The organism is uncultured Senegalimassilia sp., assembly GCF_934630535.1.
Taxonomy (GTDB): domain Bacteria; phylum Actinomycetota; class Coriobacteriia; order Coriobacteriales; family Eggerthellaceae; genus Senegalimassilia.
This window is the reverse complement of the sequence record NZ_CAKTVU010000004.1, coordinates 43,122-68,635: the sequence shown is the minus strand read 5'-3', so window position 1 is coordinate 68,635 and position 25,514 is coordinate 43,122. Positions and strand designations below refer to the sequence as shown.

Genomic DNA, 25,514 nt, shown 5'->3' with positions numbered 1-25,514 from the left:
ATCACCGCGCTCGCTGCGTCGCTGGCTTCCGTTGCGCTGCACGCACGCCCCGGACAATCACCAAAGCATAAGATAACGGGACTTCGCGCTTCATCGCCCCGCGCATAGCCGACATCCGCATGATTCCGTTTTCGCCGTCCGACCTTGAAACGTCGGCATGGTTCGTTACGGTTTCCGCTTCGCGAATGCGCGTTATCACCGGCTACCCCCGCTTATGCGACTATCCAACACAGTTCTCTAATACGGTCCTGCCGATGCAAGGCCAGAACGACTGCGCGTTGAGGCACGGGCAATGTGCCGGGCAGCGCAAAACCGATTCAGAATAGTCAAAGAAAGGACGATGTGCTTGTGACTGAGATAGATAACGACGGCAAAACCGCGGAAAGCTGGCGAAGCGCGCTTATCGCCACCGCCGCCCTGGTTGCCGCCTTCGCAGCCGCAGCGGTACCCATACCGCTTTACGCAGACTACCAGATCACGTTGGGGCTTACCGATTCCGATATCTCGATGACCACCGTTTACTATCTAGCGGGCGTGGTTTTCGTGCTGTTCATGGGCGGGTCCCTATCCGATGCCCTCGGGCGCAAGCCCTTAGTAGCAGCCGCATTGATTTCAGGGGCCGTAAGCTGCGCATTGTTCGCGTGGCTGCCAAGCGCTACGGTCCTGCAAGGAGCCCGATTGGTACAAGGCATCTCATGCGGGCTGACCATGAGCGCCACCTCGGCGTTCGTGCTCGACTGCACATCCCATCACCACCGTACGTTCGGCACCACCATGGCCAGCACCGGCGCGCTCATCGGCCTTACCGTAGGATCGTTGGGCATCGGGGTTTTCGCCATATATTCGCAATGCTATGCGATCGTGTACGTTGCATTCGTTGCAGCGATGCTGCTCATTTGCGCGTTGCTGCCCCTGACGCACGAGACGGTCACGCATCGCATCACGGTACGACATGCGGTCAGGCCGCTGGTGCATGTGCCCAAAAACCTGCATGGGGTCTTTCCCATCGCCGCGGGATGCTATATCGCCGCCTGGGGAATCGGGATGTTCTTCCAATCGCTTTCGACGCCGGCTGCCGTGCAGTATTTCGGTTCCACGGACCCGTTGCTTCCCGCCATCATCCTGGCACTGGCCATGGCGCCGAGCGCGCTGGGAGGCCCCATGTCCGCTCGCACCTCTACGCGTTTTGCGCTCGGAGGCGGCAACGCGTTGATGTTCGCAACCTGCGCCGGCCTGTTCTTCGCGTTGAACGCGGGGGCGAAAATTGTGTTCTTGCCGCTATGCTTCGTGTTCGCAGTCGCTTGCGGCATCATCTTGTCCGCTAGCCTGCATTTGCTGGTGAGCTACAGCGACCCGTCGGAAAGCGCCACCGTGATCTCGCTCATCAACTTCGGCGGATATGCGGGTACCACCATCATCAGCGTCCTTATGAGCGCGCTTGCCGCAACCACCACGCTGGCGAACGTACTTGCGCTGGTGTCCGTTATCGGAGCCTGCGCCATGATCCCCGGAGCCATCATGGGACTTAGGTCGATTCGCAAGTAAACGAAAGCGGGACATCACCGTTGAGGTGATGCCCCGCTTCATGTGCAGGCTGGGTTCGCGATTACTCGACGATCTTGCCGTCTTCCATGGTGGCGTAGCCGCCGACGTACACGTCGGTTGCACGGCCGGTGAGCTCGGCCCCGATGAAGCCGGAGTTCTTCGCCTTGCTGCAGAAGTCCGCAGCGTCGACGGTCCAGGCGGCCTCGGGGTCGATGACCGTCAGGTCGGCGGTGCAGCCGGCCTCGAGCGCCACGCGCTCCACGCCCAGGATGGCGCGCTGGTTGGCGCCCATGAGCTCGGTCATACGCTCCCAAGAGATCTTGCCGGTGGCCACCAGGTTGGTGATGACCAGGCCCAGGCTGGTCTCCAGGCCGATCATGCCGAACGGCGCCAGCTCGAACTCGCGGTCCTTCTCCCATGCGGTGTGCGGGGCATGGTCGGTGACGATGGCGTCGACGGTGCCGTCGACCACGCCGGCGATAAGGGCCTCGGCGTCGGAAGCCGTGCGCAGCGGCGGGTTGACCTTGAGCGCCGTGGAGTAATCGTCGCCGATGTTGTCCTCGGTGAGGAACAGGTGATGCGGGGTGACCTCGCAGGTGACCGGCAGGCCCTCGGCCTTGGCGGCGCGCACCATGTCAAGGCCGCGCGCGGTGGAGATGTGCTGGATATGCAGCTTGCAGCCGGTCAGGCGGCACAGGGCGATATCGCGGGCGATCTGCAGCTCCTCGCCTTCTGCCGGCCAACCCAGAAGACCCAGGCGCGTGGAGGCGACGCCCTCGTTGACCTGACCGTCGCCGACCAGGTCCTCGTCCTGGCAATGGCTCATGATCACGCGACCGAACTGGCTGGCGTAATCCATGACGCGGCGCATCATGCCGGCTGCCTGGATGCCGCGGCCGTCATCGGTGAAGGCAACGGCGCCGTGAGCGACCATGTCGCCCATCTCGGAGAGCGTCTCGCCCTTCAGGCCCTGCGAGCAGGAGCCGGACACGTGCACGCGGCACTTGCCGGCCTGGGCGGCGATGGACTTCACATACTCGACGGCGACGGCGTTGTCGACCACCGGGTTGGTGTTGGGCATGGCGCACACCGCCGTGAAGCCGCCATGGGCTGCGGCGCGGGTGCCGCTGGCGATGTCTTCCTTCTGCTCGAAGCCCGGCTCGCGCAGATGCACGTGCATGTCGACCAGGCCCGGTACGACGATCTTGCCGGCCAGGTCGCGCTCGACGCCCTTCTCCAGGGTAAGACCCTTGCCGATCTCGACGATCTTACCGTCGCGGATGAGGATGTCGGCGGTTTCGTTCAGACCGACCTGAGGGTCGATCACGTGCGCGTTCTTAAGCAGTAATGCCATCTTCGCTCCCTCCAAGCAGCAGGTACAGGGCGGCCATGCGGGTCAGGATGCCGGCATAGACCTGGTCAAGGATGACCGAACGCTCCGGGTGGTCGGCCATAAAGGAATCCAGCTCGACGCCACGGTTGATGGGGCCGGGATGGCAGACGATGCAGTCGGGGCGCATGAGCTTGTTGCGCTTCTCGGTGAGGCCGTAGAGCATGTTGTACTCGCGTAGGCTGGGGTACGGCGCACCCTCGAGGCGCTCGCGCTGGATGCGCAGCATGTACACGACGTCGAGCTCGGGGAGCACCTCGTCGATGTTGTGCGAGATGTGGTCGACGCCGAGCACCTCGGGGCATGCAGGCAGCAGCGTGGGCGGGGCGATGGCGGTGACCTCGCAGCCCATGATCTTCAGGGCCGGGATAAGGCTGCCGCACACGCGGGAGTGCCCGATGTCGCCGACGACGCCGACCTTCAGGCCGTCGAGACGGCCCTTGGTCTGCCAGATGGTGTACAGGTCGAGCAGCGCCTGCGTGGGATGCTGGTGCTTGCCGTCGCCTGCATCGATGACGTGGACGCCGGACACATCGGCGATCTTGCGCGGCACGCCGGCGTGCTTGTCACGCACGACGATCATGTCGATCTTGTAGGAGCACAGCGTTTCCACCGTGTCCACCAGGCTCTCGCCCTTGACCGAGGAGGTGGAGCTGCCGCCGAAGTTCAGGCTTGCGGCGGACAGGCGCTTCTCGGCCATCTCGAAGCTCGAGCGCGTACGGGTGGACGGCTCGTTGAACATGTTGACCACGGTGAAGCCCTTGAGCGTGGGCACCTGCTTGATGCGACGCTCGTTGACCTCTTTGAACTTCACGGCCGTTTCCAGGATGGCCATGATGTCATCGGCGGAATACTCCGTGATGTCGATAAGATGCTTATGGTTGAAAGCCATTCCCTATTCACCTCCCAGCGGTGCGGCGCCGATGTGCGCGCCGTCGGACATTTCCAGAATCTCGACCTCGGACTTGCCATCCACTTCCTCCAGGAACAGGCGCACGTTCTCCTGTGCGGCGGAAGGCACGTTCTTGCCGACGTAATCGGCGCGGATGGGAAGCTCGCGATGCCCGCGGTCCACCAGCACGGCCAGCTCCACGCGAGCCGGGCGGCCGATGTCCATGAGCGCGTCGAGCGCGGCGCGGATGGTGCGGCCAGTGAAGAGCACGTCGTCGACGAGCACGACGTCCTTGCCGTCCATATCGAAGTCGATCTCGGTGGAATGCACTTCGGGGGCGAAGTGGGTGGCGAAGTCGTCACGGTAGAAGCTGATGTCAAGCTTGCCGAGCGGCACCTTCGTGCCCTCGATCTGCTCGATCTTCTCAGCCAGGCGCTTGGCGAGCAGGTCGCCGCGCGTGACGATGCCGACGAGCGCGAGGTTGTCCGCGCCCTTGTTGGTCTCGAGGATCTGATGCGCGATACGCATCAGAGAGCGCTCGATCTCGTCTGCGTCCATGCAGACGTTCTTGACCGTCCCTGCGTCAGTCATACACACCCTTTCTCTAGTCGAGTGCGTACAGACAGACACGTCTTTCGGGAAAGCCGCCGAGTTTTTCGGCCCGCCCGAACCTTGACGCCATGTCGCAAGGCATAAAAAACGCCTTTGCGGCTGACAAAGGCTTCATCTCAGATCCGCTCTTGTGAAAGCGAGCGATTCGGGTGTTACCTTGTCGGTCTCTCTGTACCGCATTTAAAGGAACTGTTGGCAGTTTATGCGGACAGGCGCGGTTTGACAACCCCGAATATCGAAAAAACAACCCGAGCGGTCGGATTTTATGCAACGAGGCGCAATCGGCGGGCGCAGATGGGCGAGTCGGCCCCACCCGCCGATGCGATTCACGCGGAAGCTAGCCGACCAGCGCGGCCATGCGGGCGGCCAGAGAACCCCAGGACACGGCGGTGGCATCGAAGCCGGTTCCCTCAAGGGGGCTCGCCGCAGCCGCTTCAAGCTGCTCCCGCAGCGCTTCCGAAAGACGCTGCTCGAAGGCCGGCAGATCTTCGGGCGCGGGCACGTCGACGCCCTCGATGCGCGGCGGTTCCACGAACGAGACGGGGGCATCGGCGAGGCTCGCATCGAGCCACGGGCGAACGCCGGGCAGGCTCGTGACCACCGCTCGGCACCCGCTTGCAAGCGCCTCCACCGTGACAAGCGGCAGCCCCTCGAAAAACGAGGGCAGGACGAAAACGTGGCTTCGGTTATAGGACAGCACCAGGTCGTCTTGCGAGACGCGCCCGCCGAACACCACCGGGAAACGGCAGCCACCGGCCAGCTTCACGATGCGATCGTATTGCACCTGGTCGCTGTAGCCGCCGACCAGGCATAGCTCCACGGCCTGCGGGTCGAGGGGCAACAGGTCCATGGCGCGTATGAGGCTTTCCACACCCTTGGCGCGGCAGATCTTGCCCACATACAACACACGCAACGGCCGAGCGGCGCGCAGGCCGCCACGAGGAGCGAACTCCTGAGAGTTGTAGCCGGTCCCCACGACGTGGATGCGATCGGCAGGCAGGTCGAACAACTCGGCGATCTCGGCCTTCTGCGCCTTGTGCAGCGCCATCACCCCATCGAGCGAGCGGACGGCTGCCATGATGCGGTCCTTCTCAAGGTCATGGTTGCGCAGCTGGCGAAGGTCGGTGGAATGGCAAACCGCCCAGATCGGGCACGGGCGCCCCTTCCGACCCGCCGCTTCCCCATTCGCGTCCGGTAACCGATTTTCACCGGCAAGCTCATCGAGCACGTCGCAAGCCGTGGAGCAGGCCAGGTACAGATGATGGCAGATGATCGCCTCGGGCTTGAAGTCGAGCACCGCCTGTCGGATGCGTTGCCCGAACGCGCTGCGGAAGGCTTGGACCATCTCCGGGGTCATGTCGCGATATCGCGTGGCCTCATAAGGCATGACGTCGCTCATGCCGCACACGGGAAAAGGCAGCTCGGGCGTGCGGAAACGCACCGGAAAGAACTCGACGCCGGGGGCGAGCTGCGGCGAGTCGTCCTTATCGATGCCGGCGATGACGGCGACTTGGTGCCCAGCGGCGGCCATGGAGGCCACCGTTTCTGCCAGGTACACGCCGCTGCCGGTGCTATCGGGCTTTTGGGCGGATATGCAGAGGATGCGCATGAAGGTCCTTTCGGGAACTGAAAGCATTGGGTTCGGAAGCGTCGCGGGAGACCCTATGAGCGGGCGATATCGCGCAATGCGTTCAGGGCATCGTCGCAATCCTGCAGCGAGTTCATGGCGCCGAAGCTGAAGCGCACCACCCCCTGCTGCTGCGTGCCGAGCGCCGTGTGCATGAGCGGGGCGCAATGCGCGCCGGGACGGACGCATATGCCCCACCCCTGCGAGAGCCTGTCGGCGATCTCGCCGGAATCGGCATCGCCGACGTTGACGGCGACGATGCCGCAACGCCGCCCTGAGCCGCCGCCGAGGACCTGCATGCCGCGGATGTCCGCAATGCCGTCCAGGAAACGCGCGACCAGGCCCTCGATGTGCGCCTGCACGTCGGCCACGCCGCGCTCGCCCAACCAGCGGCACCCCGCCGCAAGGCCCGCCAACCCGTGCGCGTTCGCCGTACCCGCCTCAAGAGCCTCGGGCATGAAACGCGGATGGCGCTCGTCGAAGCTGTGAACGCCCGAACCGCCTTCCACAAGCGGCGCGACATCAAGGCCCGGACGCACGCATAGCCCGCCAGTGCCCTGCGGCCCGTACAGGCTTTTGTGACCGGTGAAGCACACGACATCGGCGCCGATGCCCGATGCCGAGAACGCCCATGCGCCGGCGGTCTGCGCTGCATCGAGGATGAACAGCGCGCCGGCCTTATGGGCGGCGGCGGCCATGCGCTCGATGTCGTACACATCGCCGGTGACGTTGGAAGCATGCGTGACCGCGACCAAGCTGGCGCCGACGACCGCGCGCTCGTAAGATTCCCAATCAAGCGAGCCATCGGGCAGGATGGCGGCAACGCGCACCTGGCAGCCGCGCTCGTCACGCGCACGATTGAGCGGGCGCAGCACGGAATTGTGCGAAGCGGCCGTGGTCACGGCGATGCCACCCGCAGGAAGCAGCCCCTCGATGGCGATGTTGAGCGCCATGGTGGCGTTCAAAGCGAACGAAACGCTGCCGGCGCCCCAGGCGTCGAGCAGGTTGGAAACCGCCTGGCGCGCTCCGAACACCGCCATGCTCGCATCGAGGGCCGCCTGATGCGACCCGCGCCCCGGGCCGCCGAAAGACGACATGGCCCCGCATACCGCATCGATGACGGCCTGGGGCTTATGCATGGTGGTGGCCGCATTATCCAGATAGATCATGGCATATACCCAATCGTTTGAAGGTGATATCGGTTACCGGTTTCCACCGGAATCTTGAGAGCATCATGAAGACAGATCGAGAAAGACGGATGCGCCCGCGAAACGCGCATGATGGACCGCGAGGCGGAAGCCGCACAGCCCATCCGCGAACAGCAACGTCGGCAAGGGCCCGAAACGCTACGCTGCGCCTTCGAGCTCGGCGGCGGTGATAGCCGCGCCCAAAGCCCCCGCGAAACGTGCGTCGGGGCAAGAACCTACCGGGGAGCCCAGCTCGGCCTCCAAGCGCGAGCGAACGTAATCGTTTTCGCACAGGCCGCCCGTCAGGTGATAGCGCGCCGCAGGGACCTGCCCCACCAGCGTGCACACGCGCGCCACCACCGAATCGATGACGCCGCGGGCGATGTTCTCACGCGGCTCACCCTTGCCCACCAAGGAGATGACCTCGGATTCCGCGAACACGGTGCACATGTTGGAGATGACGGTGGGCTGTCCGGCCGCGGCCAGGCGGGCAAGCTCGGCTTGGCTCACGCCCAAACGGTCCGCCATGATTTCCAGGAAGCGCCCGGTCCCCGCCGAGCATTTGTCGTTCATGACGAACTTGCGCACCTTGCCGCCGGCAAGGCCGATGGCCTTGGTGTCCTGCCCGCCGATGTCGATGACGGTGCCGTCTTCGCCGAACAGCGCCGATGCGCCGCGAGCGTGGCAGGTGATCTCGGTGACCACCTTGTCCGCATACGGCACCGCCACACGGCCGTAGCCCGTTGCCACCACCGGCATCTCGCCCGCCTCGAACCCCTCGCGGGCAAGCGCGCCGCGCACCTGCTCGGCAACCTCGACGCTTGAGAAGCCGGTGGGGATGACCAGCTTGAACGCGATGGCGCCCGAAGAGTCCGCCACGACGGCCTTCGTAGCCGTGGAACCGATGTCGATGCCGATGCCCGCCATACCCGATGCTCCCTGTCTTTCGTTGCAAGCCCATGAAACCGCACCCCATCAGACGCTTTCGCATCTGATGCAAATAGATGCATACCTTCATGCGACTATACTATACTGGCAATGATACCGACACGACCCCATAAGAAAGGACCGCGCATGAGCACGGACAACCCCGCGAGCGGCGCCATGTGCGACGGCGATCGCATACGCCTGACCACGCTCACCGACAAAGGCGGTTGAGCGGCGAAATGGGGTCCGGGAGACCTCTCCGAGATTCTGCGCGATATCGCGCCGGCCGTGCCCGATCCGAACCTGCTGCTAGGCTTCGACACCGCAGACGACGCGGCGGTTTGGCAGGTGGACGAAAACAACGCCGCAGTGCTGACGCTCGACTTCTTCACGCCAGTGGTCGACGACCCGTATGAGTTCGGCGCCGTTGCCGCGGCCAACGCCCTGTCCGACGTGTTCGCCATGGGCGGCAGGCCCGTCACCGCGCTCAACATCCTGGCCTTCCCCAGCTGCATGGGCACCGAAGTGGTGGGAGACGTGCTGCGCGGCGGCGCGGACAAGGTGCGCGAAGCCGGGGCGTTCGTGGTGGGCGGCCATTCCATCGAGGACGACGAGCCCAAGTACGGCCTTTCCGTATTCGGCCTGGTGCACCCCGAGCGCATGGTGCGAAACGGCGGGGCGCTGCCAGAAGACGTGCTGTACTACACGAAAACGCTGGGCACGGGCATCATGAACGCCGCGCTGCGGGCGAAGCTGCGAACCGACGAGGACTTGCGCCCGGTCATCGACGGCATGATGGAGCTCAACCGCGCGGCAGCCGAGGCCATGCTGGAATGCGACGCGCACGCGTGCACCGACGTCACCGGTTTCGGCCTTGCCGGGCACCTGCACGAGATGCTCGAAGCGTCGCACTGCGCGGCTCGGCTGGACTGGGACGCGTTGCCCCTGTTCGACGGCGTGTACGAACTGTCATGCGACTACTGCCGCCCCGGCAAGACGTTCGGCATCATCGACTGGGCAAACGCGTTTGTGGAACAAGGCGGCATCGAGGACTTCGAGTACGACGACCGCATGGGCGTGCTGTGCGACCCGCAAACCTCCGGCGGCCTGCTTGTGGCCATCCCACCGGAAAACGCAAGCCGCTTCGAGGCGGAATGCGAACAGCGCCAGGGACGCAAACCCACCCGCATCGGAACGTTCGAAGCCGGTCCGGCGGGCAAGATCTTCGTGAACTGGTAAGCGCGAAGGACGGCGCATCGCAGGGCGCCGATCAGGCGCCGCGCACGACCGCGCATCAGGCAATGCGACGGTCGACCCGGCGGCGCATATAGCTGCAACAGGCAAGACGCAAAACAAGGGGAGCCGTCAAACGACGGCTCCCCTTGCGTTCAGTACAGATCCACTTCGGTGATAGCCTCGAAGGCAAGCCCCCGCTGCCCAAGCGCTTGCTCGAGCGCTTCGCGCTGCTCGACCGGAACGCTCCAGGCAAGGCCGCACCCCGCCGAAATCTCGGAAGGCACCGGGATGACGCGCCCCGGCAGGACGCCTCCGGCCGCGGCGGCCTGCACGGCCATCGCATCGGCCGTGCTATGGAAGGTCACCACCGCATGCGGCGTTTTGCATCGCTGCATCTTGCATACCGCCAACGGTTAGGGGCGCACGACGACGCCGGCCTCAAGCTGCTTTTGGACGATGACGTACATGTTCGTCACCTCGCCCACCGCAAGCTTATCGGCGATGCCGAAATGGTTGAGGCAGGTTCCGCAGCTGAAGATCTCCACGCCGGCTTCGGCGAGCTTTTTCAGGTCGTCGAGCACGGGGCTGCCCTCGACGGTCAGATGCACGCCGCCGTTGTAGGCCAGGATGGCCGCCGGCAGCTCGTCTTGCTGGGTGAGCGCGAACACGAAAGCCTTCATAAGCGTGGCGCCAAGCTCGTCGTCGCCTGCGCCCATGAGCTCGCTCGACAGCACGACCACCTTGCTGCCCGCCGGCACGAGCGGCTGGCATTCCTCGCATACCTCGGCGGCAGCTTGAGCACCCTTCGTGAAGGTCACGGCGAACTCGGTTTCGCCGCGCTGCTCGGAAGCCGTTTCCACCTTGAGCGACTTGCCGAGGTTCTCCAGGTTGTGCATGGCCGTCTTGTTGTCCACCAGCACCTCAAGGGCGCCCTCGCCCATGCCGGCAAGGGCCTTCTTCGCGTTCACCACAGGCAACGGGCACGCCTGTCCCTTGCAATCGAGCTTCTCCATGAGCATCTCCTTTCCGCGGCGTTTTACGCGCCGCACTTGCGCGAATCAATGAGCTACAGCATCTCGATGAACGCGCCCAGGCGGGTTTCCACCTGGCCGGCATCGTTGGTGGAATAATCGGTCTCAAGCTTCATGTAAGGCACGCCGGCTTGCTCGCAGGCGCGCTGCACGCGCACGGCCTCGATGTTGAAGGTGTGGCATGCCTGCAGCACCACTTCGACCACGCCGTCGACCTTGTATTTCTCCACCATGTCCATCATATGCTCGATGCGGCCGTCGTTGGGCGACATGACCGAGCAATTGATCTGCAGATAGCGATCGGAGATGGCGCGAAGGATATCGGGAGCGTCCTCATCGACGAGCATGCCCTGCGTGCGCTCGCCCGAGCAATCGTCGATGCACACGATCACGCCGCCGGCGCGCTCGGCGGTCATGCCCACCTTCTGGATGACGCCTCCGGTGGGGCAGCCCGTGATCATGATGCGCTTGGCGCTGGCGGGAACCGGCCGCTCCCCCGCCTCGTAGGCGCTGCGACGCTTTTCCGCCAGGTCCTCGAGGGCTTGGGCGTAGGTGTCCACGTCGAAGCTGAACGTGGCGCGTAGCAAGGTGGCCATAAGCTCCACGCCGCTCATGGCAGGGGGCTCGTTTTGCTGCAGGTTGTACAAATCCATCATGGCGCGACGGACGCGGTTGCGCTTGCGGACCGCCTCGCGCAGCGCCCCGTCGGTGATCTCCACATTGAAGCGCTGCTCAAGCTCCTCTTTGAGCAGCTTGCATTCCTCGTACCAGATATCGCCGGCATAGCTGCGATTGCGGGCCTGGGGCAGCTGCATGACGTGCACCGGCTTGATGTCGGCAAGCAGCTCGTACATCTTCTTCTTGCCATCGCAGGTGGTCTCGCCCAAGATCATGTCGCTGAAATAGGTGAACGGGCACTTGTCGGTGAGCGCGAAGCCGTACGTGCCCTTGATGAGCGGGCAGAGGTTTTTCGGCAGCACCGTTTCGGCATCGGGGATGGTCTCGTTGTTCATGCCGCACAGGCCCACCGCGCCTGCGCCCGCGGCATCGACCAGCTCAAGCGGGCTGTACGAGCACAGATAGCCGCACAGCTTGCCGCCTTCCTGCTTGTAGTTCATGGCGTTGACGAAGCTGGCGCGGCGCGCCTCGTCGAAGGTGTCGTAGATGCCGGGCAGGTCGATGGGCACCGCCGGCTCGTTTGCGGGATCGAACATGAAAGCCTCTATTCGTTTCTCGTCTGTGATGATGCGCACGCAAATGCACATGCGCGCAGAACGCAAGCATGTTTGCGGGAGCAGGATATAGCGCGCCCGATGGCAGAAAACAGCGCGACTTTCAACCGACTATAGCACCGCCGTGCAACCGCGCCGCCGCGCAAAACGAAAACGGCACCTGCAATCCGCAAGTGCCGTTCGCAAAGTCGAAATGGACGGGAAACGCGCAACCGCAACGCTACTTCGCGCTGTTCCTGGCGTACACGAACCAGTAGGCAAGGCCGACCAGGACGCCGCCGATGATGTTGCCCACCGTCGCGGCGGACAGGTTGAACAGGATAGCCGTCACATCAAGCGCGCCGGCGTTGGCGACCGCCGCGCCGAACCCGGCGGACTTCATGAGCAGGCCCGTGGGCAGGAAGAACATGTTCGCCACGCAGTGCTCGAAGCCGGCCGCAACGAAGAAGCTGATGGGGAGCATTATGCCGAGAACCTTATCAACCACGGTACGCGCCGAAAAGCCGATCCACACCGCCAGGCACACCATGACGTTGCACATGATGCCCTTGGCCATGAGCACGAGCCAAGCGGGGGTGACCTTGCCGACGGCCACCGACACCATGGCATCGCCCACGGCGCCCCCGTTCATCGCGCCGACGCCGCACCAGTAGATGAGGGCCACCACGATAAGCGAACCGACCAGGTTGCCCAGCCACACGATGACCCAGTTGCGCACCAGACCGCCGATTTTGATCTTCTTCGACGCCAGGCCCGTGACCATGAGCATGTTGCCGGTGAACAGCTCGGCGCCGCAGCACAGCACGAGCACCAGGCCCAAGCTGAAGCAGATGCCGCCGACCATGCGCTGAGCGGCGAACGGCACGGCCGAATCGCCCAAGAACACCAGGAAATACGTTGCGCCGAACGCGATGAACGCGCCGGCGAGCATTGCCAGCACGAAGCACTTCGCGCCCGCCATGCCGGCCTTGCCCTCGGCCAGCGTCTCGGCCTTCGCCTCGATCTCGGCGGGGCCGAGCGCATCAGGTCGTAGGGCTTTCACATCTGATTGATCCATTGCCATGGAAACCTCCCCCTGTTCGCGATGTCTCGTCTGTAGGAAAAACACGGTAATTCTTGCATGGCTACGCGCATGAAACGACCTCATTGGCGCGAACGGCGTGAATTGGCCCGTCTGCGATAGCATTTGCCGGACATTTGGCGCACTTGCCGCCTTGCCCCGAGCCGCCACGGCCCTGCCTGCTATATTGAGAGCCGGAAAACCCGCGGCGCCCTGCATACACGGCGTCGCCGCACGCTATAAGGAAAGAGGATCCATGCCCGAACCACGTACCGACCTTTTACGCGCATTGCCCCAGGTCGAAGAGCTTATGCAAGCCGCTCCCATGAAGGCGCTCGAGGCGATCGTCCCCCGCTCGATGCTCGTCGACCGCGCTCGTGCGGCCGTGGATGCGCACCGCCAGCTCATCTTGGCAGGAGAGGCGGACGAGGTCGACGTCGAGGTTATCTTGACCGATGCCGTCAACGGCGCGCTCGCAACGCTGCGCCCGAGCCTCAGGCGCGTCATCAACGCAACCGGCGTGGTCATCCACACCAACCTCGGCCGCAGCGTGCTCGCCGAGCCCGCCGTGCAGGCGGTGGTGGAGGCGGCGCGCGGCTATTCCACGCTTGAATACAGCATCGAGAACATGGCGCGCGGCAGCCGTCACAACCATGTGGAGCACCTCATCTGCGCGCTCACCGGTGCCGAAGCCGCCATCGCCGTGAACAACAACGCGGCCGCCGTCATGATGGTGCTCGCCGAGTTCGCTGCCGGCCACGAGGCCATCGTCAGCCGCGGCGAGCTCGTCGAGATCGGCGGCAGCTTCCGCGTCCCCGACATCATGGCCCAATCCAACGCCCGCATGGTGGAGGTGGGCGCCACGAATAAAACCCACGCCTTCGACTACGAACGCGCCATCACGCCCGACACCGCCATGCTGCTCAAGGTACACCCTTCCAACTACCGCATGATCGGCTTCACCGAAAGCGTTTCGAAGACCGACCTGCGCCGCATCGCCGATGCGGAAAACGCCCGCCGTGCCGCCGAGGGCGCCGCCGCCCCCGAGCTGCTCGTCTACGAGGACCAGGGCTCGGGCGCCTTCATGCACCTCGATGTGTTCGGCGAATACGCCGAGCCCACGGTGCGCGAATCGCTTGCCGAAGGGTGCGATCTGGTCAGCTTCTCGGGCGATAAGCTGCTCGGCGGCCCGCAGGCCGGCATCGTGGTGGGCCGCAAGGAATACATCGACCGCCTGAAGAAGCACCCGCTCGCCCGCGCGCTGCGCCTGGACAAGATGACGCTCGCCGCCCTTGAGGCCACGCTGCGCCTGTATCTGGACCCCGAGGACGCGCTTCGCCGCATCCCCACCCTACGCATGCTCACCGAAGACGCCGAAACGGTGCGCGAACGCGCCAAGGCGCTGATGGCGGCCTTGGCCGAGCGCGTGACGCCAGAGCAGGCGCAGCTGGAGATCGTTGAGGAAACGGGCCGTGCGGGAGGAGGATCGCTTCCCATGTGCGACATCCCCACGTTCTGCGTACGCATGCGATTCCAATCCGGCGACGCGCAAGGCTGCGAGGAGCATCTGCAGCGAAAGCGGGACGTACCCGTAATCGGGCGCATCAAGCGCGAGTGCGTGCTGTTCGACGCGCGCACCATCACCGAAGAGGATATCCCCGAGATCGCCTGCGCCGTGGCCAGCTACTTCACGGCCATCGAAGCGGGAAAGGATGCGTAGCGCACCATGGCAACCGATTCGAAACGAGACCTGGTGCTGGGAACCGCCGGCCACATCGACCACGGGAAATCCAGCTTGATCAAAGCACTCACCGGCACCGACCCCGACAGATTGAGCGAGGAGAAACAGCGCGGCATCACCATCGAGCTCGGCTTCGCTCAGCTTAAACTGCCCGATGGAAGCGCCATGGGCGTGGTCGACGTCCCGGGCCACGAGCGCTTCGTGCGCCAGATGATCGCGGGCTCCACCGGCATCGACGCGGCACTGCTGTGCATCGCCGCCGACGACGGCATCATGCCGCAAACCGAGGAGCACCTGGCGGTGCTCGAGCTTCTGGCGGTGCCCACCTGCGTGGTGGCGCTGACGAAGTGCGACCTGGTGGATGAGGAATGGGCGCTGTTCATGGAAGACGAGGTGCGCAGCCGCCTGGCATCCACGCCGTATGCGCAGGCCGCCATCGTGCCCGTTTCCGCGCGAACCGGGCAGGGCTTGGACGAGTTACGGGAAGCCATACAGCTTGCGGCCCGCGCCACCGCCGGCCGAGCCGAGCAGAAGGCGATGCGCCTGCCCGTGGACCGCAGCTTCACCATCAAGGGCGCCGGCACCGTGGTCACAGGCACGCTTTGGAGCGGCATGGCCCGCGTAGGCGACGAGGTGGAGGTGCTGCCTTCGGGCCTGCGCACGCGCGTCCGAGGCATCCAGGTGCACGGGCAGGCGGTCGAGCAGGCCGCATCGGGTCACCGCACCGCGCTGAACCTGAACGCGGTATCAACCGATGACGTGCGGCCGGGCAGCTTCATCTGCACGCCCGACGCCGTCACGCCCACCGACCACTTCGACGCCGATATCACCTACCTGGGCATCCCCGGCCAGGACAAGCCGCTGGAAACCGGATGCCGCGTCCACGTTGCGCACGGTACCACGGAATGCATCGGCCGCGTGCTGCTCATGGATGGCGTGAAGAGCATTTCCCGTGGTCAAACGGCTGCAGCGCAGATTCGAACCGAAAGCGATGTACCGGTTGCATACGGTGACCGGTTCGTCATCCGATCGTACTCCCCCGTGCACGTGATCGGCGGCGGCGTGGTGCTGCGCGCCCATCCGAAGCGCACCACCACGGTCAGCGAAGCGGACCGCGCGCTGCTCGAGGCGCTGCGCGAAGGCGATGGCGCGAAAGCGGTGAGAACCGTATTCGACGCGGCGGAGTTCCCCGTGACGCCCGCCGACATCGCCCACGCAACCGGGCTTTCCCTTGCGAACGCGGCCGAGGAGCTGGAAGCGCTCGCCGCGCGGAGCGCCGCCGAAAAGCTTTCAGGGGCCGCGGGGGCAAGCGTGCGATTCGCAAGCAAGCGCACGCTTCAGAAGCTTTCGGGGGCGATCGAGAACGCCCTGCTTCGCTTCCATAGCGCAAACCCCGCCGCAACCGGCATGTCGAAAGAAGCGCTGCGCCAAGCCTGCATGCCCCGCTGCGCGCCCGACGCCTTCGATGCGGTGCTTGCACGCGCATGCGCGGAGGGCAAAGCCGTAGCCTATGACGGCACGATCAGCCACCCGCAAGCCGGAGCCGGCGCCCGAAAGCTGGAGGAGGGCAACGCCGACAAGCTGGCCGAGTTGTTGGCGGCAGCTGGCCCGAAGCCGCCCGCGGTAGCCGACCTGTTCACACAAGCCGACATCGCACCGAAGCAAGGTTACAAAGCGCTCGGGCTGCTCGAGAAGCAAGGCCGCGCCGTCAAAGCCAGCGAGGACTTCTACTTCGATGCCGCCGCGCTTGCCGCTCTCGAACAGGCGGTGCGGGACGCATTGGCCAACGGCCCTGCTTCTGCAGCCGACCTTAAAGACGCCATGGGACTGAGCCGCAAGCACGCCATCCCCGTGCTCGAGCACTTCGACGATACGGGCGTCACCCGCCGCGTCGGCGACGCCCGCGAGCTGACGGTATAGACCCAACGACATGAAAAAAGGAGCCCGAAAGGCTCCTTTTGCGTCTTATATGGCGGAGACGCGTGCGAATCGAACACACCCGAGACGTTCTGCGCGCCTCACAACGGCTTTGAAGGCCGCGGGGCCCACCAGGACCCATCCATCTCCACGTGATTTCATCAATGATTGTACCCGAACCGTAATCTGATGCGGCCCCATTCGATAAACGGTGCGATATTTCCAAAAAATGGTTGGATAGCAGTAACAAATACTAAGAGTCGCGCAAATACAGGATGCCGATGAGCGTGAGCACGGCCAACGCGACGCCCATCATACCCGCCGCCGCGATCACCCGCTGCTTGAGCGCAGGCCGCTGAAACCACGTGAACAGCTTTTCCAGCGGCCGGGTGTCGATGAGCAACGGGATCGGCCAGTCCATGGCCAGCCACACGCATACATACGATACCGCACAAGCGGCCGCAGGCAAACGCGCCATATCCCCTTGCGGGTTCATACCCGAGGCGACGCATGCGAATCCCATGAACACGCCCCAAGCGGCCAGCATGATGTCCCAAACCACCCCCACGCCTACAGGCAGGCGATGCGCGATGTCGGGCAAAAAATCCCTCAGCCACCGCAAGGCGGCTTTTGCGCCGTGCGCAAAAGCCTCGAATGCGCCACGCTCCTTATCCTCGAACGATGCGGGTGCGCAAGGCTCCGCAGCCGAAACAGCCGGCCCGACCGCGTACATGAACGCCGCGCGCATCGCGTCCACCGACCTGAAGCGGTCAGCGGGATCGAACGCCGTGGCCTGGAAGACCACATCCCGCACCGATTCGGGAACCCCATGGGCGCGCAGGCGTTTCTGCACCGTAGCGGGAACGGGCGTCTCCTCGCACAGCAGATAGAACAGCAGCATGCCAAGCGCATACACATCGCTGCGCACGTCGGTCTGCCCATAGCCGAACTGCTCGGGAGGCGCATAGGCACGCGTGCCGAAATGGCTGGTATCGCACACGGCATCTTCGTCAAAGGTGCGGGCGATGCCAAGGTCTATCACCAAGACCGTATCCCCCTCCGCCATGAAGTTCGAGGGCTTGATATCGCGATGGATGAGCGGAGGATCGAAACGGCCATGCAGCTCGGCAATGGCATCGCATATGCCGGGGAACAGCCGTTTCGCCACATCAACGGACGGGCCGGTTTCGTAGACCTCGTCGGCAAGCGTGCGCCCGGCCACGAACTCCATCACCACCGCATCCTGTTCCCCCAGCGAATAGCAGTCGACGATGCGCGGCAGGTGCAGGAACCGTTTGCCCCGACGCTGCGCCGCCAGCACGCGCCCGTACGCCGCTCCCAAACCCGATTCGGCATCGAAGATCTTACGCACATAGGGGCCCTGTTCGGCGCCGTTGGCCCCCACGAAGAACACGCGTTCCGTGCGCTCGAGCGCGCCTTCCTTCAATACGGCATCGACGCGATAGCACTCATCGCGCGCAAGGCTGTCAAGATGTTGTTGCAGGGATTCGTTCATAACGATGATGGTAGCAGATGAACCAACGCGTCGAAGCCGGCGACCAGCGAACGGGGCCGCCGCACCAAACGCGCAGACGCCTCGCTATTCGGCGATGGTGTCCTCGTGAAAGGCATACAGCTGCTCATCGACGGTTTGCAGCGTTTCACCATGGGTGATGCAGAAGATGATGATAGCATCGCGTCGGTTCTTGCAGTACAGTTCGTTGCAGCCGCCCGCCTGCAACACGCGGTTCGTCTCGCGCAGCGACAGCTTCATGGCGAACGCCAGCTGCAGAAGCTTGTTACGCGAGGGGTTGCGTTGGCCCACGAAGATCTGATACCCGAACGTGGGGTTGATGCCCGCCTGACGAACCACCTCGGGACGCTTCAAACCGCGTTCATCGAGCAGCTGCTGGAGATAATCGGGCAGGCTGCGACATGCAAGCTTATGCTTGCTGGCGAATGCGACAGGGTCGGGCGATTCGAGCAGCTCGTTGAGCAGGTCCTCGGTCATGGGTTCTTTCACTCGCCGCTTCCTTCTGCGCTTCGCCGGTTTTCGTTTCCTTGATTCCATGGTAGCAAAGAAATACCCATCGGATACAGGCGCGACCGCCCGACCCGATGGGCACGACCTTTCGCGATACCTAGACGATATCCCAGGAAACATCCGAACCGCGGCCGATGAAGGCGTTTTCGTACAGCACCTTCACCACGTCGCCCTCGAAGTACAGGTTACCGGAAACCGCGCCGCCCGCGGCAAGGGTGCCGTAGCTGAGCTCGTTCTCGCCACTAGAGTAATACGTTTGCGAGCGCTGGGCGCCTTGGGCATCCTCGGCCTTCCAATCGTAAGGATTGAACGATGCCTGGCTGTTGCCGTTGTTCTGATAGGTCACGCTCACCTGCGTGATGGGCGATCCGTCATAGTTTTGAAGCCCGGTGACCACACCGTCGACCGTGAGCACGAGACCGTTTTTCACCGTGATGGAATTGCCCGCCGCCGCTGCCTGGCCGTTCTCGGCGGCGTCATCGGAAGCAGGAGCAGTTGTCGCAGACTGCTCGCTTGCCGCCTGCGGCGCCACCGAGGTGCCGGAGAGCGCATCGTCGATAGCCGAGCTGTACATGCTTTGCGTGGCCAGCACCACAATGAAGGCGATCACGTTCATGACCACGCCGGCAATGGACAGGCCCTTGCCCGCCTTGCGGCCCTTCACGCACGCAATCGTGCCCACAAGCGCAAGCACGAACCCGACAACGGCAAGCATTGCCGAGAAGTTGTTGATGATGGGCAGAAACGACGTGGCCAAGGCGATGATTCCCAGGACGAAACCGGCGATTCCCAACCCCGATTTCGATAACTGCGGAGCCGCCGCGGCATGCGTATTATTGGTTTCCATGAGCATTCCCTTTCCCTAAACGATGCACTGACGTGCTGAAACGTTTCAAATGCTAGGGAAAGGGCCCGGTGATTTCATTAGCTGCCAGCTATGATTCCGAAACCTTTTCGGCGAAATGGATCGATTCACGCCTCCGAACACGACGAAACCCCATCGGTCACAATCGGTAACCGATGGGGTTTCGAATCAGTTGAAGCTACGCCTGCGCTCTCCCGCGGCGCGCGACATCAAGCGAATCACGCCTCGATGCCCAGCTCCAATGCGCGCAGGTTGCCGGCAAGCTTATCCTTCTTGCGAGCAGGAACGACCGAGGCCACCGCAGCGCGGATGGTCTCCTCGCTGCAGAAATGCGTTTCGGCAAACAGCTTGCCCACCAAGATGACGTTGGCCAGGCCCTTCAGGCCCGCTTCCTCGGCGATGGCCGTGGCAGGCACGGAGCAGACCGTCACACCAGGCATATCGGGGATGTTCGGCACCAGCGTGCTGTCGATGATGACCAGGCCGCCGGGCTGCACGCTGTGCTCGAACTTGTCCAGCGACGGCTGGTTCATAACGATGAGCACATCGGGGTTGAGCACAAGCGGGCTGCCGATCGGGTCATCGGAGAGGCACACGCTGCAGTTGGCGGTGCCGCCGCGCATCTCGGGCCCGTAGCTGGGAAGCCAGGAAAGCTCGCGATCTTCCAACAGACCGGCGGCGGCGATGATCCTACCGGCGAACAGGATACCTTGACCACCGAAGCCGGCGAGCACGGCCTGCATGCAACGTTTCGGTTCGCTCATCGCGCACCCTCCTTCGCTTCCGCAAACTTCTCAGGATGGGCGACCGGGCAATCGGCGTTGCGCGCGGCAGCAGCCTGCGCCGCATCGGCGAAACCGTCGGCCACCACATCGCGGTACACGCCCAGCGGATAGTACGGCAGCATGTTCTCGCGCATCCACTCGAAGCTGTCCTGCGGCGTCAGACCCCAGTTCGTGGGACATGTGGACACCACTTCCACCAGCGAGTAGCCGATCCCGTCGATCTGGTTCTGGAACGCCTTCTTGATGGCGCGCTTGGCCTGGCGCACGTGCTTGGGCGTGTCGACGGTCACGCGCTCCAGGTAAGCCGGGCCGTCAAGGCTGCTCAGCAGCTCGCAAACGCGCACCGGATAACCGGCGGTGGAAACGTCGCGGCCGTAGGGGCTGGTCTGCGTGACCTGATTCGGCAAGCTGGTAGGGGCCATCTGCCCGCCGGTCATGCCGTAGATGGCGTTGTTGATGAAGATGATGGTGATATGCTCGCCGCGCGTTGCCGCGTGAACGGTTTCGGCCATGCCGATTGAGGCAAGGTCGCCATCGCCCTGGTAGGCGAACACCACGTTGTTCGGCAGCACGCGCTTGACGCCCGTGGCAACCGCCGGGGCGCGGCCATGCGCGGCCTCGATCATATCGCAGCCGAAGAAATCGGGCGAGGTGACGGCGCAGCCGACCGGCGCGACGCCGACGGTGCGGCCCTCGATATCAAGCTCGTCGATGACCTCGGACACCAGACGATGCACGATGCCGTGCGGGCAGCCCGGGCAGTAGTTCGTGACCACGGGCAGCAACGCCTTCGGACGCGAGAACACCACGCGGCCTTCGCCTTGTACCTGCTCAGCCATGCTATTCACCACCCTTCCCCGCAAGCTCGCGGATCTTGCCCAGCACCTCGTCGGGCGTGGGGATGATACCGCCCGTGCGCCCGAAGAACTCCACGGGAACGCGGCCGTTGGCCGCCAGGCGGACGTCGTCGACCATCTGGCCCATGTTCATCTCAACCGACAGGAACACCTTAGCGCTGCCCATGCAGCCCTCGATCGCGTCCACAGGGAACGGCCAAAGCGTGATGGGGCGCAAAAGGCCCGCCTTGATGCCCTCTTCACGGGCGCGGACCACGGCACTGTGCGCGATACGGGCGGTGGCGCCGAAGGACACGAGCACGATCTCGGCGTCCTCGCACATGAACGTTTCGGCACGCTGCTCACGGGCCTTGACGATCTCGTAGCGCTTGAAACGCTCGACGTTCAGGTCCTCAAGCTCCTCTGCCGTAAGGTAGAGCGAGTCGATGATGTTGTGCTTGCGCTTGTTCTGGTGGCCGGTGGTGGCCCAGGGCTTTTCCGGCAGCTGCTCCACGCGCTCGGGCAGCACGACGGGCTCCATCATCTGGCCGAGCATGCCGTCGGAGAGGATCATGGCGGGCATGCGGTACTCATCGGCCTTCTCGAACGCCAGATATGCCAGATCGGCCATCTCCTGGACGGTGGAAGGCGCGAACACGAGCACCTGGAAATCGCCGTGGCCCATGGCGCGGGTTGCCTGCCAGTAATCGGACTGGGAGGGCTGGATGCCGCCCAAACCCGGGCCGCCGCGCTGAACGTTGACGATCACGCCGGGAAGGTCGGAGCCTGCCATGTAAGAAACGCCCTCGCCCTTGAGCGATACGCCCGGCGAAGAGGAAGACGTCATGACGCGCGCGCCTGCCGAAGCCGCGCCGTAAACCATGTTGATGGCCGCGATCTCGCTTTCGGCCTGCAGATACGTGCCGCCCTCCTTGGGCATGCGCTTGGCCATGTAGGCTGCAACCTCGGTCTGGGGCGTGATGGGATAGCCGAAGAAGAAGCGGCATCCGGCGCGGATGGCCGCCTCGGCCATAGCCTCGTTGCCCTTCATGAGCACCTTTTCCTGAGACATCAGCGCATCACCTCGATCGCAACATCAGGGCACATAAGCGCGCACGAGCAGCAGCCCGTGCACTTCGACGCATCGATCAGCCGGGCGGGGTGATAGCCCTTCGCCGTGATGCGGGAACGGTCAAGCTCTATGATGTGCGCCGGACATGCGTCCACGCACAGGCCGCAGCCTTTGCAGAAACCGTCATCGACCGTTATCGCTGCCATAAGCCTCCCTTTCTCGTCTGAGCCGACCCCAAGGCGGTCGGCATATGGTTATCGAACGCTCCCCCGAGCACTCGTTTCGAGCACAGGCACCACCCCGGCTCGAGTCACCGAGGAACGCGCCATTCCTTATTCCCAGGGTTTTCTCACATGCACCGAAACCGGATAACGCACGCCTGGGACATCGACATTTTCAAGCGCAGAAGCGGGCACTGCGGTAAACGCCAGGGGCAAACCTGCGGATGCGGCAACCTCCTGCGCGAACGAAACGCCGCGGCCAAGCACTTCCCCATCGGTGAAGTCGGCGAGGTGCGTGTTGTTCGCCACCGCCGTGGCGCGCAGATGGCTTGCCGCCTCGATCTCACGAAGCACGGAAAGCGCCTCGGCGGGATCGTGGGTGAGATTGCGGCTGCGGTTGACCACGTACAGCAGATCGTAGTCTCCTTCGCCAACGACGCGTGCGAACCTGCCAAGCGCCGTGGCGCCCACATCGTCGCCGCCCGCATCGATGAGCAGCAGCCTGCCCTGCTCGGCGCGCGCCCAGTCCAAAGCGGCTGAGACCTGGCCGGATACGGCGGGCACATCAAGCGTGGTCCCCGCATAGCGCGGGGCGATGACCTGCACGCCGGCATCTTCAAGAAGGCTTCGGTAGTCGCTGCTGCGGAAGTACGGGTTCACCACGTCCAGGTCGGCAACTTGCACCTCAAATCCAGAATAGCAGGCATCAAGGGCTAGGTTGATGGCCAGATTGGTCTTTCCGACCCCATAATGCCCCGTAATAACGGTGACCGATTTCAACCGTTTCACATCGAACACGTTCACTGCCTCACCTACACCAAGCCCTCGGGCACCTTGGTCTTCGGCTTGCCTTCCCGGCTTTCATCGGCCTCGCGGATGGCGGCGCGGCGGATCTTGCCGTTCACGGTCTTGGGAAGCGCGTCGACGAACTCCACGATGCGCGGATACTTGTACGGGGCCGTACGCTGCTTGACCCATTGCTGCAGCTCGCGCACGAGCACCTCGGAACCTTCGAAGCCCTCGGCGAGCACCACCGTGGCCTTCACCGCCTTGCCGCGCATGGGATCGGGCACGCCGGTGACGGCGCATTCGCGCACGGAGTCGTGCTCGAGCAGCACGCTTTCGATCTCGAAGGGGCCGATGCGATAACCCGACGACTTGATGACGTCGTCGTTGCGGCCGACATACCAGAAGAAACCGTCCTCATCGACCCACGCGGTATCGCCGGTGTGATACCAGCCATCGAACACGGCGGCCTCGGTCTTCTCCGGATTGCGGTAATACTCCAACATGATTCCCGGAGCCTTCTCATGCACGTCGATGCAGACCTCGCCCGTCTCGCCGACGTCGCAACGGCTGCCGTCACCTCGCTGCACCTCGATGTTGAACGCAGGCGACGGACGGCCCATAGAACCGGGCTTGGGAACCGCATGCGTGAGGTTGGCCACCGTAAGCGGCGTCTCGGTCTGCCCGAACCCTTCGAAGATGGTCAGCCCCGTGTGCTCCTTCCAGAAGTCGAACAAATCGGGGTTGAGCGCCTCGCCGGCGGTGGTGCAATACGTAAGCGTGCTCAGATCGTGGGCATCGACGTCGGCCTGCATCATCATGCGGTACATGGTGGGCGGGCAGCACAACGTGGTAACCCCGTACCGGGGAATCAGGTTCAAGATCTCGTCGCCATCGAAGCGATCGAAATCGTACGTGAGGACGCAGGCCTCCATAAGCCACTGACCGTAGTACTTGCCCCAAACCGCCTTGCCCCAGCCGGTGTCGGCGATGGTCAGATGCAGCCCGTCGGGCTTGACGTTGTGCCAATGCTTGGCCGTGACCAGGTGCGCCAATGCATAATAGGAATCATGCAGCACCATCTTGGGGTTGCCGGAGGTGCCGGAGGAGAAGTACATGAGCATAGGGTCGTCGACGTGGGTTTCCACGCGTGCGAAGCTTGCCTCGGCGTTGCGCACGCCGGTGTTGAAGTCGTGCCAACCAGCACGCTGCGCAGGCACGGCGCACACGCCCTCGGGGCCGGAGAGCACCGCACCAACCGGGCCGTCAGACGCCAGCCAATTGCCATCCGCGTCCTGTTCGGTCAGACCGCCGCCGGCGCCGTTTACCAGGAACAGATGCTCGACGGAGGGGCACTGGTCGACCACGTTGTCCACCACGTTCGCGATGGTGCCGACGGACGTGCAGATAACAGCCTTGATGGAAGCGCCGTTCAAGCGATACTCCAGGTCATGCTCCTTGAGCATGAACGTGGCCGGAACCATGACGGCGCCAAGCTTGGCCAGGGCGGTGGCCACGAACCAAAACTGGTAATGGCGGCGCAAGATCACCATGACCATGTCGCCCTTTCCCACGCCGTGCGCGGCAAGGTAGTTCGCGGTTTTATCCGACCAGCGCTTCATGTCGGCAAAGGTGAACAGATGCTCCTCGCCTTCGGGGTTGCACCACATCATGGCGCGGCGCTCGGGATCGTTTTCCGCGATGTCGTCCACCACGTCGTAGCCGAAGTTGAAGGTATCCGGGCACTTCACCTTGAAATCGGTGAGCACGCCCTGCTCGTCATAGGTTTCCTCGCAGTAACGCAGATTGATGTTTCTCATGATGTTGCCGAACTTCCTTGGAATTTAGGTGCGCGGAACCAGACCGCGCACGATGCGGTCGATAAGAAGGTTGGTTTTCGGCAAGCAACCCTAGGCGGGCGCTTGCCTAGATAATGTCTTCCTTCGCCTTCAAAACGACAGCCAGGAATTTGCACGGTGCGCCATTGATGGCGATCATGCCGTGCCCACGGCCGGAATCATAGAGCAGCATATCGCCCGGGCCGAGCTCCTCGGTGTGCTCCTCGTACTGGAAGCGCATGCGGCCTTCCAGGATGTAATCAAGCTCCTGCCCGCTGTGATAGGACAGGTGGATGGGCTTATCCTGCAGCTCGGGACGGTAATCGGCCGTGACGAAAAACGGTTCGCACAGCTTGTTGCGATAATGCGGGGCCTTGTGCAGGTACTCAAGCCCGCTGCGGCGCTTCACGGCCAGGCCCTCGTCTGCACGCGTAAGGGTGTAGCCCGTCAGATGCGGGGTTTCGCCGGTGAGCAGCTCGATGGGGTCGACGCCCAGGTTCGCCGCGCATTTGTACAGGAAGGTGAACGAAAGTTCCTCGGCCCCCGACTCCTGCGCCTGATACTCGGCCAAGCTGCGGCCGGTGGCATCGGCCATCTCCTGCATGGTCAGGCCCATATCCTCGCGCAACGCGCGAATCCTGTTCGCCACCTCTTGATAATTCGGCTCCAT

General features: G+C 63.8%; 24 protein-coding genes and 1 tRNA gene. 4 read left to right on the top strand and 21 right to left on the bottom strand.

Annotated elements, in window-relative coordinates; genetic code table 11:
* The first annotated feature begins 348 nt into the window (after nucleotides 1-348).
* Nucleotides 349-1,545: an MFS transporter gene (locus tag Q0D52_RS03860; RefSeq protein ID WP_294380275.1), complete on the top strand. Its 1,197-nt coding sequence runs from the start codon at nucleotides 349-351 to the stop codon at nucleotides 1,543-1,545.
* 61 nt (nucleotides 1,546-1,606) lie between these two features.
* On the opposite strand, the gene Q0D52_RS03855 is transcribed toward Q0D52_RS03860, so the two are convergent.
* The 6 genes from Q0D52_RS03855 to Q0D52_RS03830 all read right to left on the bottom strand — a co-directional run bounded on the left by Q0D52_RS03855 (nucleotide 1,607) and on the right by Q0D52_RS03830 (nucleotide 8,180).
* A complete protein-coding gene (locus tag Q0D52_RS03855; RefSeq protein WP_294380272.1) occupies nucleotides 1,607-2,899 on the bottom strand; it encodes a dihydroorotase in 1,293 nt (430 codons plus the stop codon).
* On the bottom strand, nucleotides 2,883-3,827 hold the full coding sequence (locus Q0D52_RS03850) for an aspartate carbamoyltransferase catalytic subunit (protein WP_294380270.1): 945 nt from the start codon (nucleotides 3,825-3,827) through the stop codon (nucleotides 2,883-2,885). The genes Q0D52_RS03855 and Q0D52_RS03850 overlap by 17 nt, the downstream gene beginning before the upstream one ends.
* 3 nt (nucleotides 3,828-3,830) lie before the next feature.
* Nucleotides 3,831-4,418 (bottom strand): bifunctional pyr operon transcriptional regulator/uracil phosphoribosyltransferase PyrR, encoded by a 588-nt coding sequence (pyrR, locus tag Q0D52_RS03845; protein WP_294361090.1) that lies wholly within the window; start codon nucleotides 4,416-4,418, stop codon nucleotides 3,831-3,833.
* Nucleotides 4,419-4,776: 358 nt separating this feature from the next.
* Nucleotides 4,777-6,048, bottom strand: coding sequence for a glycosyltransferase family 4 protein (locus tag Q0D52_RS03840; RefSeq protein ID WP_294380268.1), 1,272 nt, complete (start codon nucleotides 6,046-6,048; stop codon nucleotides 4,777-4,779).
* Between the two features lie 53 nt (nucleotides 6,049-6,101).
* Nucleotides 6,102-7,235, bottom strand: a complete 1,134-nt coding sequence (locus Q0D52_RS03835; protein WP_294380266.1) for an aminotransferase class V-fold PLP-dependent enzyme — start codon at nucleotides 7,233-7,235, stop codon at nucleotides 6,102-6,104.
* A gap of 177 nt (nucleotides 7,236-7,412) precedes the next feature.
* Nucleotides 7,413-8,180 carry an acyl-CoA dehydratase activase gene (locus Q0D52_RS03830; RefSeq protein WP_294380264.1) on the bottom strand — a complete coding sequence of 256 codons (768 nt, stop codon included), beginning with the start codon at nucleotides 8,178-8,180 and terminating at the stop codon, nucleotides 7,413-7,415.
* Nucleotides 8,181-8,357: 177 nt separating this feature from the next.
* Between Q0D52_RS03830 and selD the strand changes: the two genes are divergently transcribed.
* Entirely contained in the window at nucleotides 8,358-9,419 is a 1,062-nt protein-coding gene (gene selD, locus Q0D52_RS03825) for a selenide, water dikinase SelD (RefSeq protein ID WP_294380427.1), read from the top strand.
* A 149-nt stretch (nucleotides 9,420-9,568) separates the two neighbouring features.
* On the opposite strand, the gene Q0D52_RS03820 is transcribed toward selD, so the two are convergent.
* The 4 genes from Q0D52_RS03820 to Q0D52_RS03805 all read right to left on the bottom strand — a co-directional run bounded on the left by Q0D52_RS03820 (nucleotide 9,569) and on the right by Q0D52_RS03805 (nucleotide 12,742).
* Nucleotides 9,569-9,811, bottom strand: coding sequence for a DUF3343 domain-containing protein (locus Q0D52_RS03820; protein ID WP_294380263.1), 243 nt, complete (start codon nucleotides 9,809-9,811; stop codon nucleotides 9,569-9,571).
* An 18-nt stretch (nucleotides 9,812-9,829) separates the two neighbouring features.
* Complete coding sequence (yedF, locus tag Q0D52_RS03815; protein WP_294380261.1) at nucleotides 9,830-10,429, bottom strand: sulfurtransferase-like selenium metabolism protein YedF; 600 nt, start codon at nucleotides 10,427-10,429, stop codon at nucleotides 9,830-9,832.
* A gap of 53 nt (nucleotides 10,430-10,482) precedes the next feature.
* A complete protein-coding gene (locus tag Q0D52_RS03810) occupies nucleotides 10,483-11,661 on the bottom strand; it encodes a double-cubane-cluster-containing anaerobic reductase (RefSeq protein ID WP_294380259.1) in 1,179 nt (392 codons plus the stop codon).
* A gap of 238 nt (nucleotides 11,662-11,899) precedes the next feature.
* Nucleotides 11,900-12,742: a formate/nitrite transporter family protein gene (locus Q0D52_RS03805; protein ID WP_294380257.1), complete on the bottom strand. Its 843-nt coding sequence runs from the start codon at nucleotides 12,740-12,742 to the stop codon at nucleotides 11,900-11,902.
* A 253-nt stretch (nucleotides 12,743-12,995) separates the two neighbouring features.
* On the opposite strand from Q0D52_RS03805, the gene selA reads away from it, so the two are divergent.
* Entirely contained in the window at nucleotides 12,996-14,459 is a 1,464-nt protein-coding gene (selA, locus tag Q0D52_RS03800; RefSeq protein ID WP_294380255.1) for an L-seryl-tRNA(Sec) selenium transferase, read from the top strand.
* A gap of 6 nt (nucleotides 14,460-14,465) precedes the next feature.
* Nucleotides 14,466-16,400, top strand: a complete 1,935-nt coding sequence (gene selB / locus Q0D52_RS03795; RefSeq protein WP_294380252.1) for a selenocysteine-specific translation elongation factor — start codon at nucleotides 14,466-14,468, stop codon at nucleotides 16,398-16,400.
* A 50-nt stretch (nucleotides 16,401-16,450) separates the two neighbouring features.
* On the opposite strand, the gene Q0D52_RS03790 is transcribed toward selB, so the two are convergent.
* From Q0D52_RS03790 to Q0D52_RS03740, 11 genes are all read right to left on the bottom strand, one after another.
* Nucleotides 16,451-16,547 (bottom strand) — tRNA-Sec (locus Q0D52_RS03790).
* Between the two features lie 103 nt (nucleotides 16,548-16,650).
* Entirely contained in the window at nucleotides 16,651-17,913 is a 1,263-nt protein-coding gene (locus Q0D52_RS03785; RefSeq protein WP_294380250.1) for a serine/threonine-protein kinase, read from the bottom strand.
* Between the two features lie 84 nt (nucleotides 17,914-17,997).
* On the bottom strand, nucleotides 17,998-18,420 hold the full coding sequence (locus tag Q0D52_RS03780; RefSeq protein ID WP_294380248.1) for a helix-turn-helix transcriptional regulator: 423 nt from the start codon (nucleotides 18,418-18,420) through the stop codon (nucleotides 17,998-18,000).
* Between the two features lie 118 nt (nucleotides 18,421-18,538).
* Nucleotides 18,539-19,288, bottom strand: coding sequence for a DUF4352 domain-containing protein (locus Q0D52_RS03775; protein WP_294380246.1), 750 nt, complete (start codon nucleotides 19,286-19,288; stop codon nucleotides 18,539-18,541).
* A 236-nt stretch (nucleotides 19,289-19,524) separates the two neighbouring features.
* Nucleotides 19,525-20,070 carry a 2-oxoacid:acceptor oxidoreductase family protein gene (locus Q0D52_RS03770; RefSeq protein WP_294361109.1) on the bottom strand — a complete coding sequence of 182 codons (546 nt, stop codon included), beginning with the start codon at nucleotides 20,068-20,070 and terminating at the stop codon, nucleotides 19,525-19,527.
* A complete protein-coding gene (locus Q0D52_RS03765) occupies nucleotides 20,067-20,930 on the bottom strand; it encodes a thiamine pyrophosphate-dependent enzyme (RefSeq protein WP_294361110.1) in 864 nt (287 codons plus the stop codon). Before Q0D52_RS03765 ends, Q0D52_RS03770 begins: the two co-directional genes overlap by 4 nt.
* Before the next feature lies 1 nt (nucleotide 20,931).
* Entirely contained in the window at nucleotides 20,932-21,999 is a 1,068-nt protein-coding gene (locus tag Q0D52_RS03760; protein ID WP_294361111.1) for a 3-methyl-2-oxobutanoate dehydrogenase subunit VorB, read from the bottom strand.
* Entirely contained in the window at nucleotides 21,999-22,205 is a 207-nt protein-coding gene (locus tag Q0D52_RS03755; RefSeq protein ID WP_042434027.1) for a 4Fe-4S binding protein, read from the bottom strand. Before Q0D52_RS03755 ends, Q0D52_RS03760 begins: the two co-directional genes overlap by 1 nt.
* A gap of 126 nt (nucleotides 22,206-22,331) precedes the next feature.
* Complete coding sequence (locus Q0D52_RS03750; protein WP_294361112.1) at nucleotides 22,332-23,024, bottom strand: hypothetical protein; 693 nt, start codon at nucleotides 23,022-23,024, stop codon at nucleotides 22,332-22,334.
* Between the two features lie 8 nt (nucleotides 23,025-23,032).
* On the bottom strand, nucleotides 23,033-24,826 hold the full coding sequence (locus Q0D52_RS03745; RefSeq protein WP_294361113.1) for an AMP-binding protein: 1,794 nt from the start codon (nucleotides 24,824-24,826) through the stop codon (nucleotides 23,033-23,035).
* Nucleotides 24,827-24,932: 106 nt separating this feature from the next.
* On the bottom strand, nucleotides 24,933-25,514 hold the full coding sequence (locus Q0D52_RS03740; protein ID WP_294380244.1) for a helix-turn-helix domain-containing protein: 582 nt from the start codon (nucleotides 25,512-25,514) through the stop codon (nucleotides 24,933-24,935).

Excerpts from the sequence above, each read along its gene's own strand:
- Q0D52_RS03760 (WP_294361111.1), bottom strand. The coding sequence starts at position 21,999 with ATGTCTCAGGAAAAGGTGCTCATGAAGGGCAACGAGGCTATGGCCGAG.
- Q0D52_RS03855 (WP_294380272.1), bottom strand. The coding sequence starts at position 2,899 with ATGGCATTACTGCTTAAGAACGCGCACGTGATCGACCCTCAGGTCGGT.
- Q0D52_RS03840 (WP_294380268.1), bottom strand. The coding sequence starts at position 6,048 with ATGCGCATCCTCTGCATATCCGCCCAAAAGCCCGATAGCACCGGCAGC.
- Q0D52_RS03755 (WP_042434027.1), bottom strand. The coding sequence starts at position 22,205 with ATGGCAGCGATAACGGTCGATGACGGTTTCTGCAAAGGCTGCGGCCTG.
- Q0D52_RS03740 (WP_294380244.1), bottom strand. The coding sequence starts at position 25,514 with ATGGAGCCGAATTATCAAGAGGTGGCGAACAGGATTCGCGCGTTGCGC.
- yedF (WP_294380261.1), bottom strand. The coding sequence starts at position 10,429 with ATGGAGAAGCTCGATTGCAAGGGACAGGCGTGCCCGTTGCCTGTGGTG.
- Q0D52_RS03775 (WP_294380246.1), bottom strand. The coding sequence starts at position 19,288 with ATGGAAACCAATAATACGCATGCCGCGGCGGCTCCGCAGTTATCGAAA.
- Q0D52_RS03745 (WP_294361113.1), bottom strand. The coding sequence starts at position 24,826 with ATGAGAAACATCAATCTGCGTTACTGCGAGGAAACCTATGACGAGCAG.
- Q0D52_RS03785 (WP_294380250.1), bottom strand. The coding sequence starts at position 17,913 with ATGAACGAATCCCTGCAACAACATCTTGACAGCCTTGCGCGCGATGAG.
- Q0D52_RS03820 (WP_294380263.1), bottom strand. The coding sequence starts at position 9,811 with ATGCAGCGATGCAAAACGCCGCATGCGGTGGTGACCTTCCATAGCACG.
- selA (WP_294380255.1), top strand. The coding sequence starts at position 12,996 with ATGCCCGAACCACGTACCGACCTTTTACGCGCATTGCCCCAGGTCGAA.
- Q0D52_RS03770 (WP_294361109.1), bottom strand. The coding sequence starts at position 20,070 with ATGAGCGAACCGAAACGTTGCATGCAGGCCGTGCTCGCCGGCTTCGGT.
- Q0D52_RS03765 (WP_294361110.1), bottom strand. The coding sequence starts at position 20,930 with ATGGCTGAGCAGGTACAAGGCGAAGGCCGCGTGGTGTTCTCGCGTCCG.
- Q0D52_RS03835 (WP_294380266.1), bottom strand. The coding sequence starts at position 7,235 with ATGATCTATCTGGATAATGCGGCCACCACCATGCATAAGCCCCAGGCC.
- Q0D52_RS03850 (WP_294380270.1), bottom strand. The coding sequence starts at position 3,827 with ATGGCTTTCAACCATAAGCATCTTATCGACATCACGGAGTATTCCGCC.
- selB (WP_294380252.1), top strand. The coding sequence starts at position 14,466 with ATGGCAACCGATTCGAAACGAGACCTGGTGCTGGGAACCGCCGGCCAC.
- Q0D52_RS03805 (WP_294380257.1), bottom strand. The coding sequence starts at position 12,742 with ATGGCAATGGATCAATCAGATGTGAAAGCCCTACGACCTGATGCGCTC.
- Q0D52_RS03830 (WP_294380264.1), bottom strand. The coding sequence starts at position 8,180 with ATGGCGGGCATCGGCATCGACATCGGTTCCACGGCTACGAAGGCCGTC.
- pyrR (WP_294361090.1), bottom strand. The coding sequence starts at position 4,418 with ATGACTGACGCAGGGACGGTCAAGAACGTCTGCATGGACGCAGACGAG.
- Q0D52_RS03810 (WP_294380259.1), bottom strand. The coding sequence starts at position 11,661 with ATGTTCGATCCCGCAAACGAGCCGGCGGTGCCCATCGACCTGCCCGGC.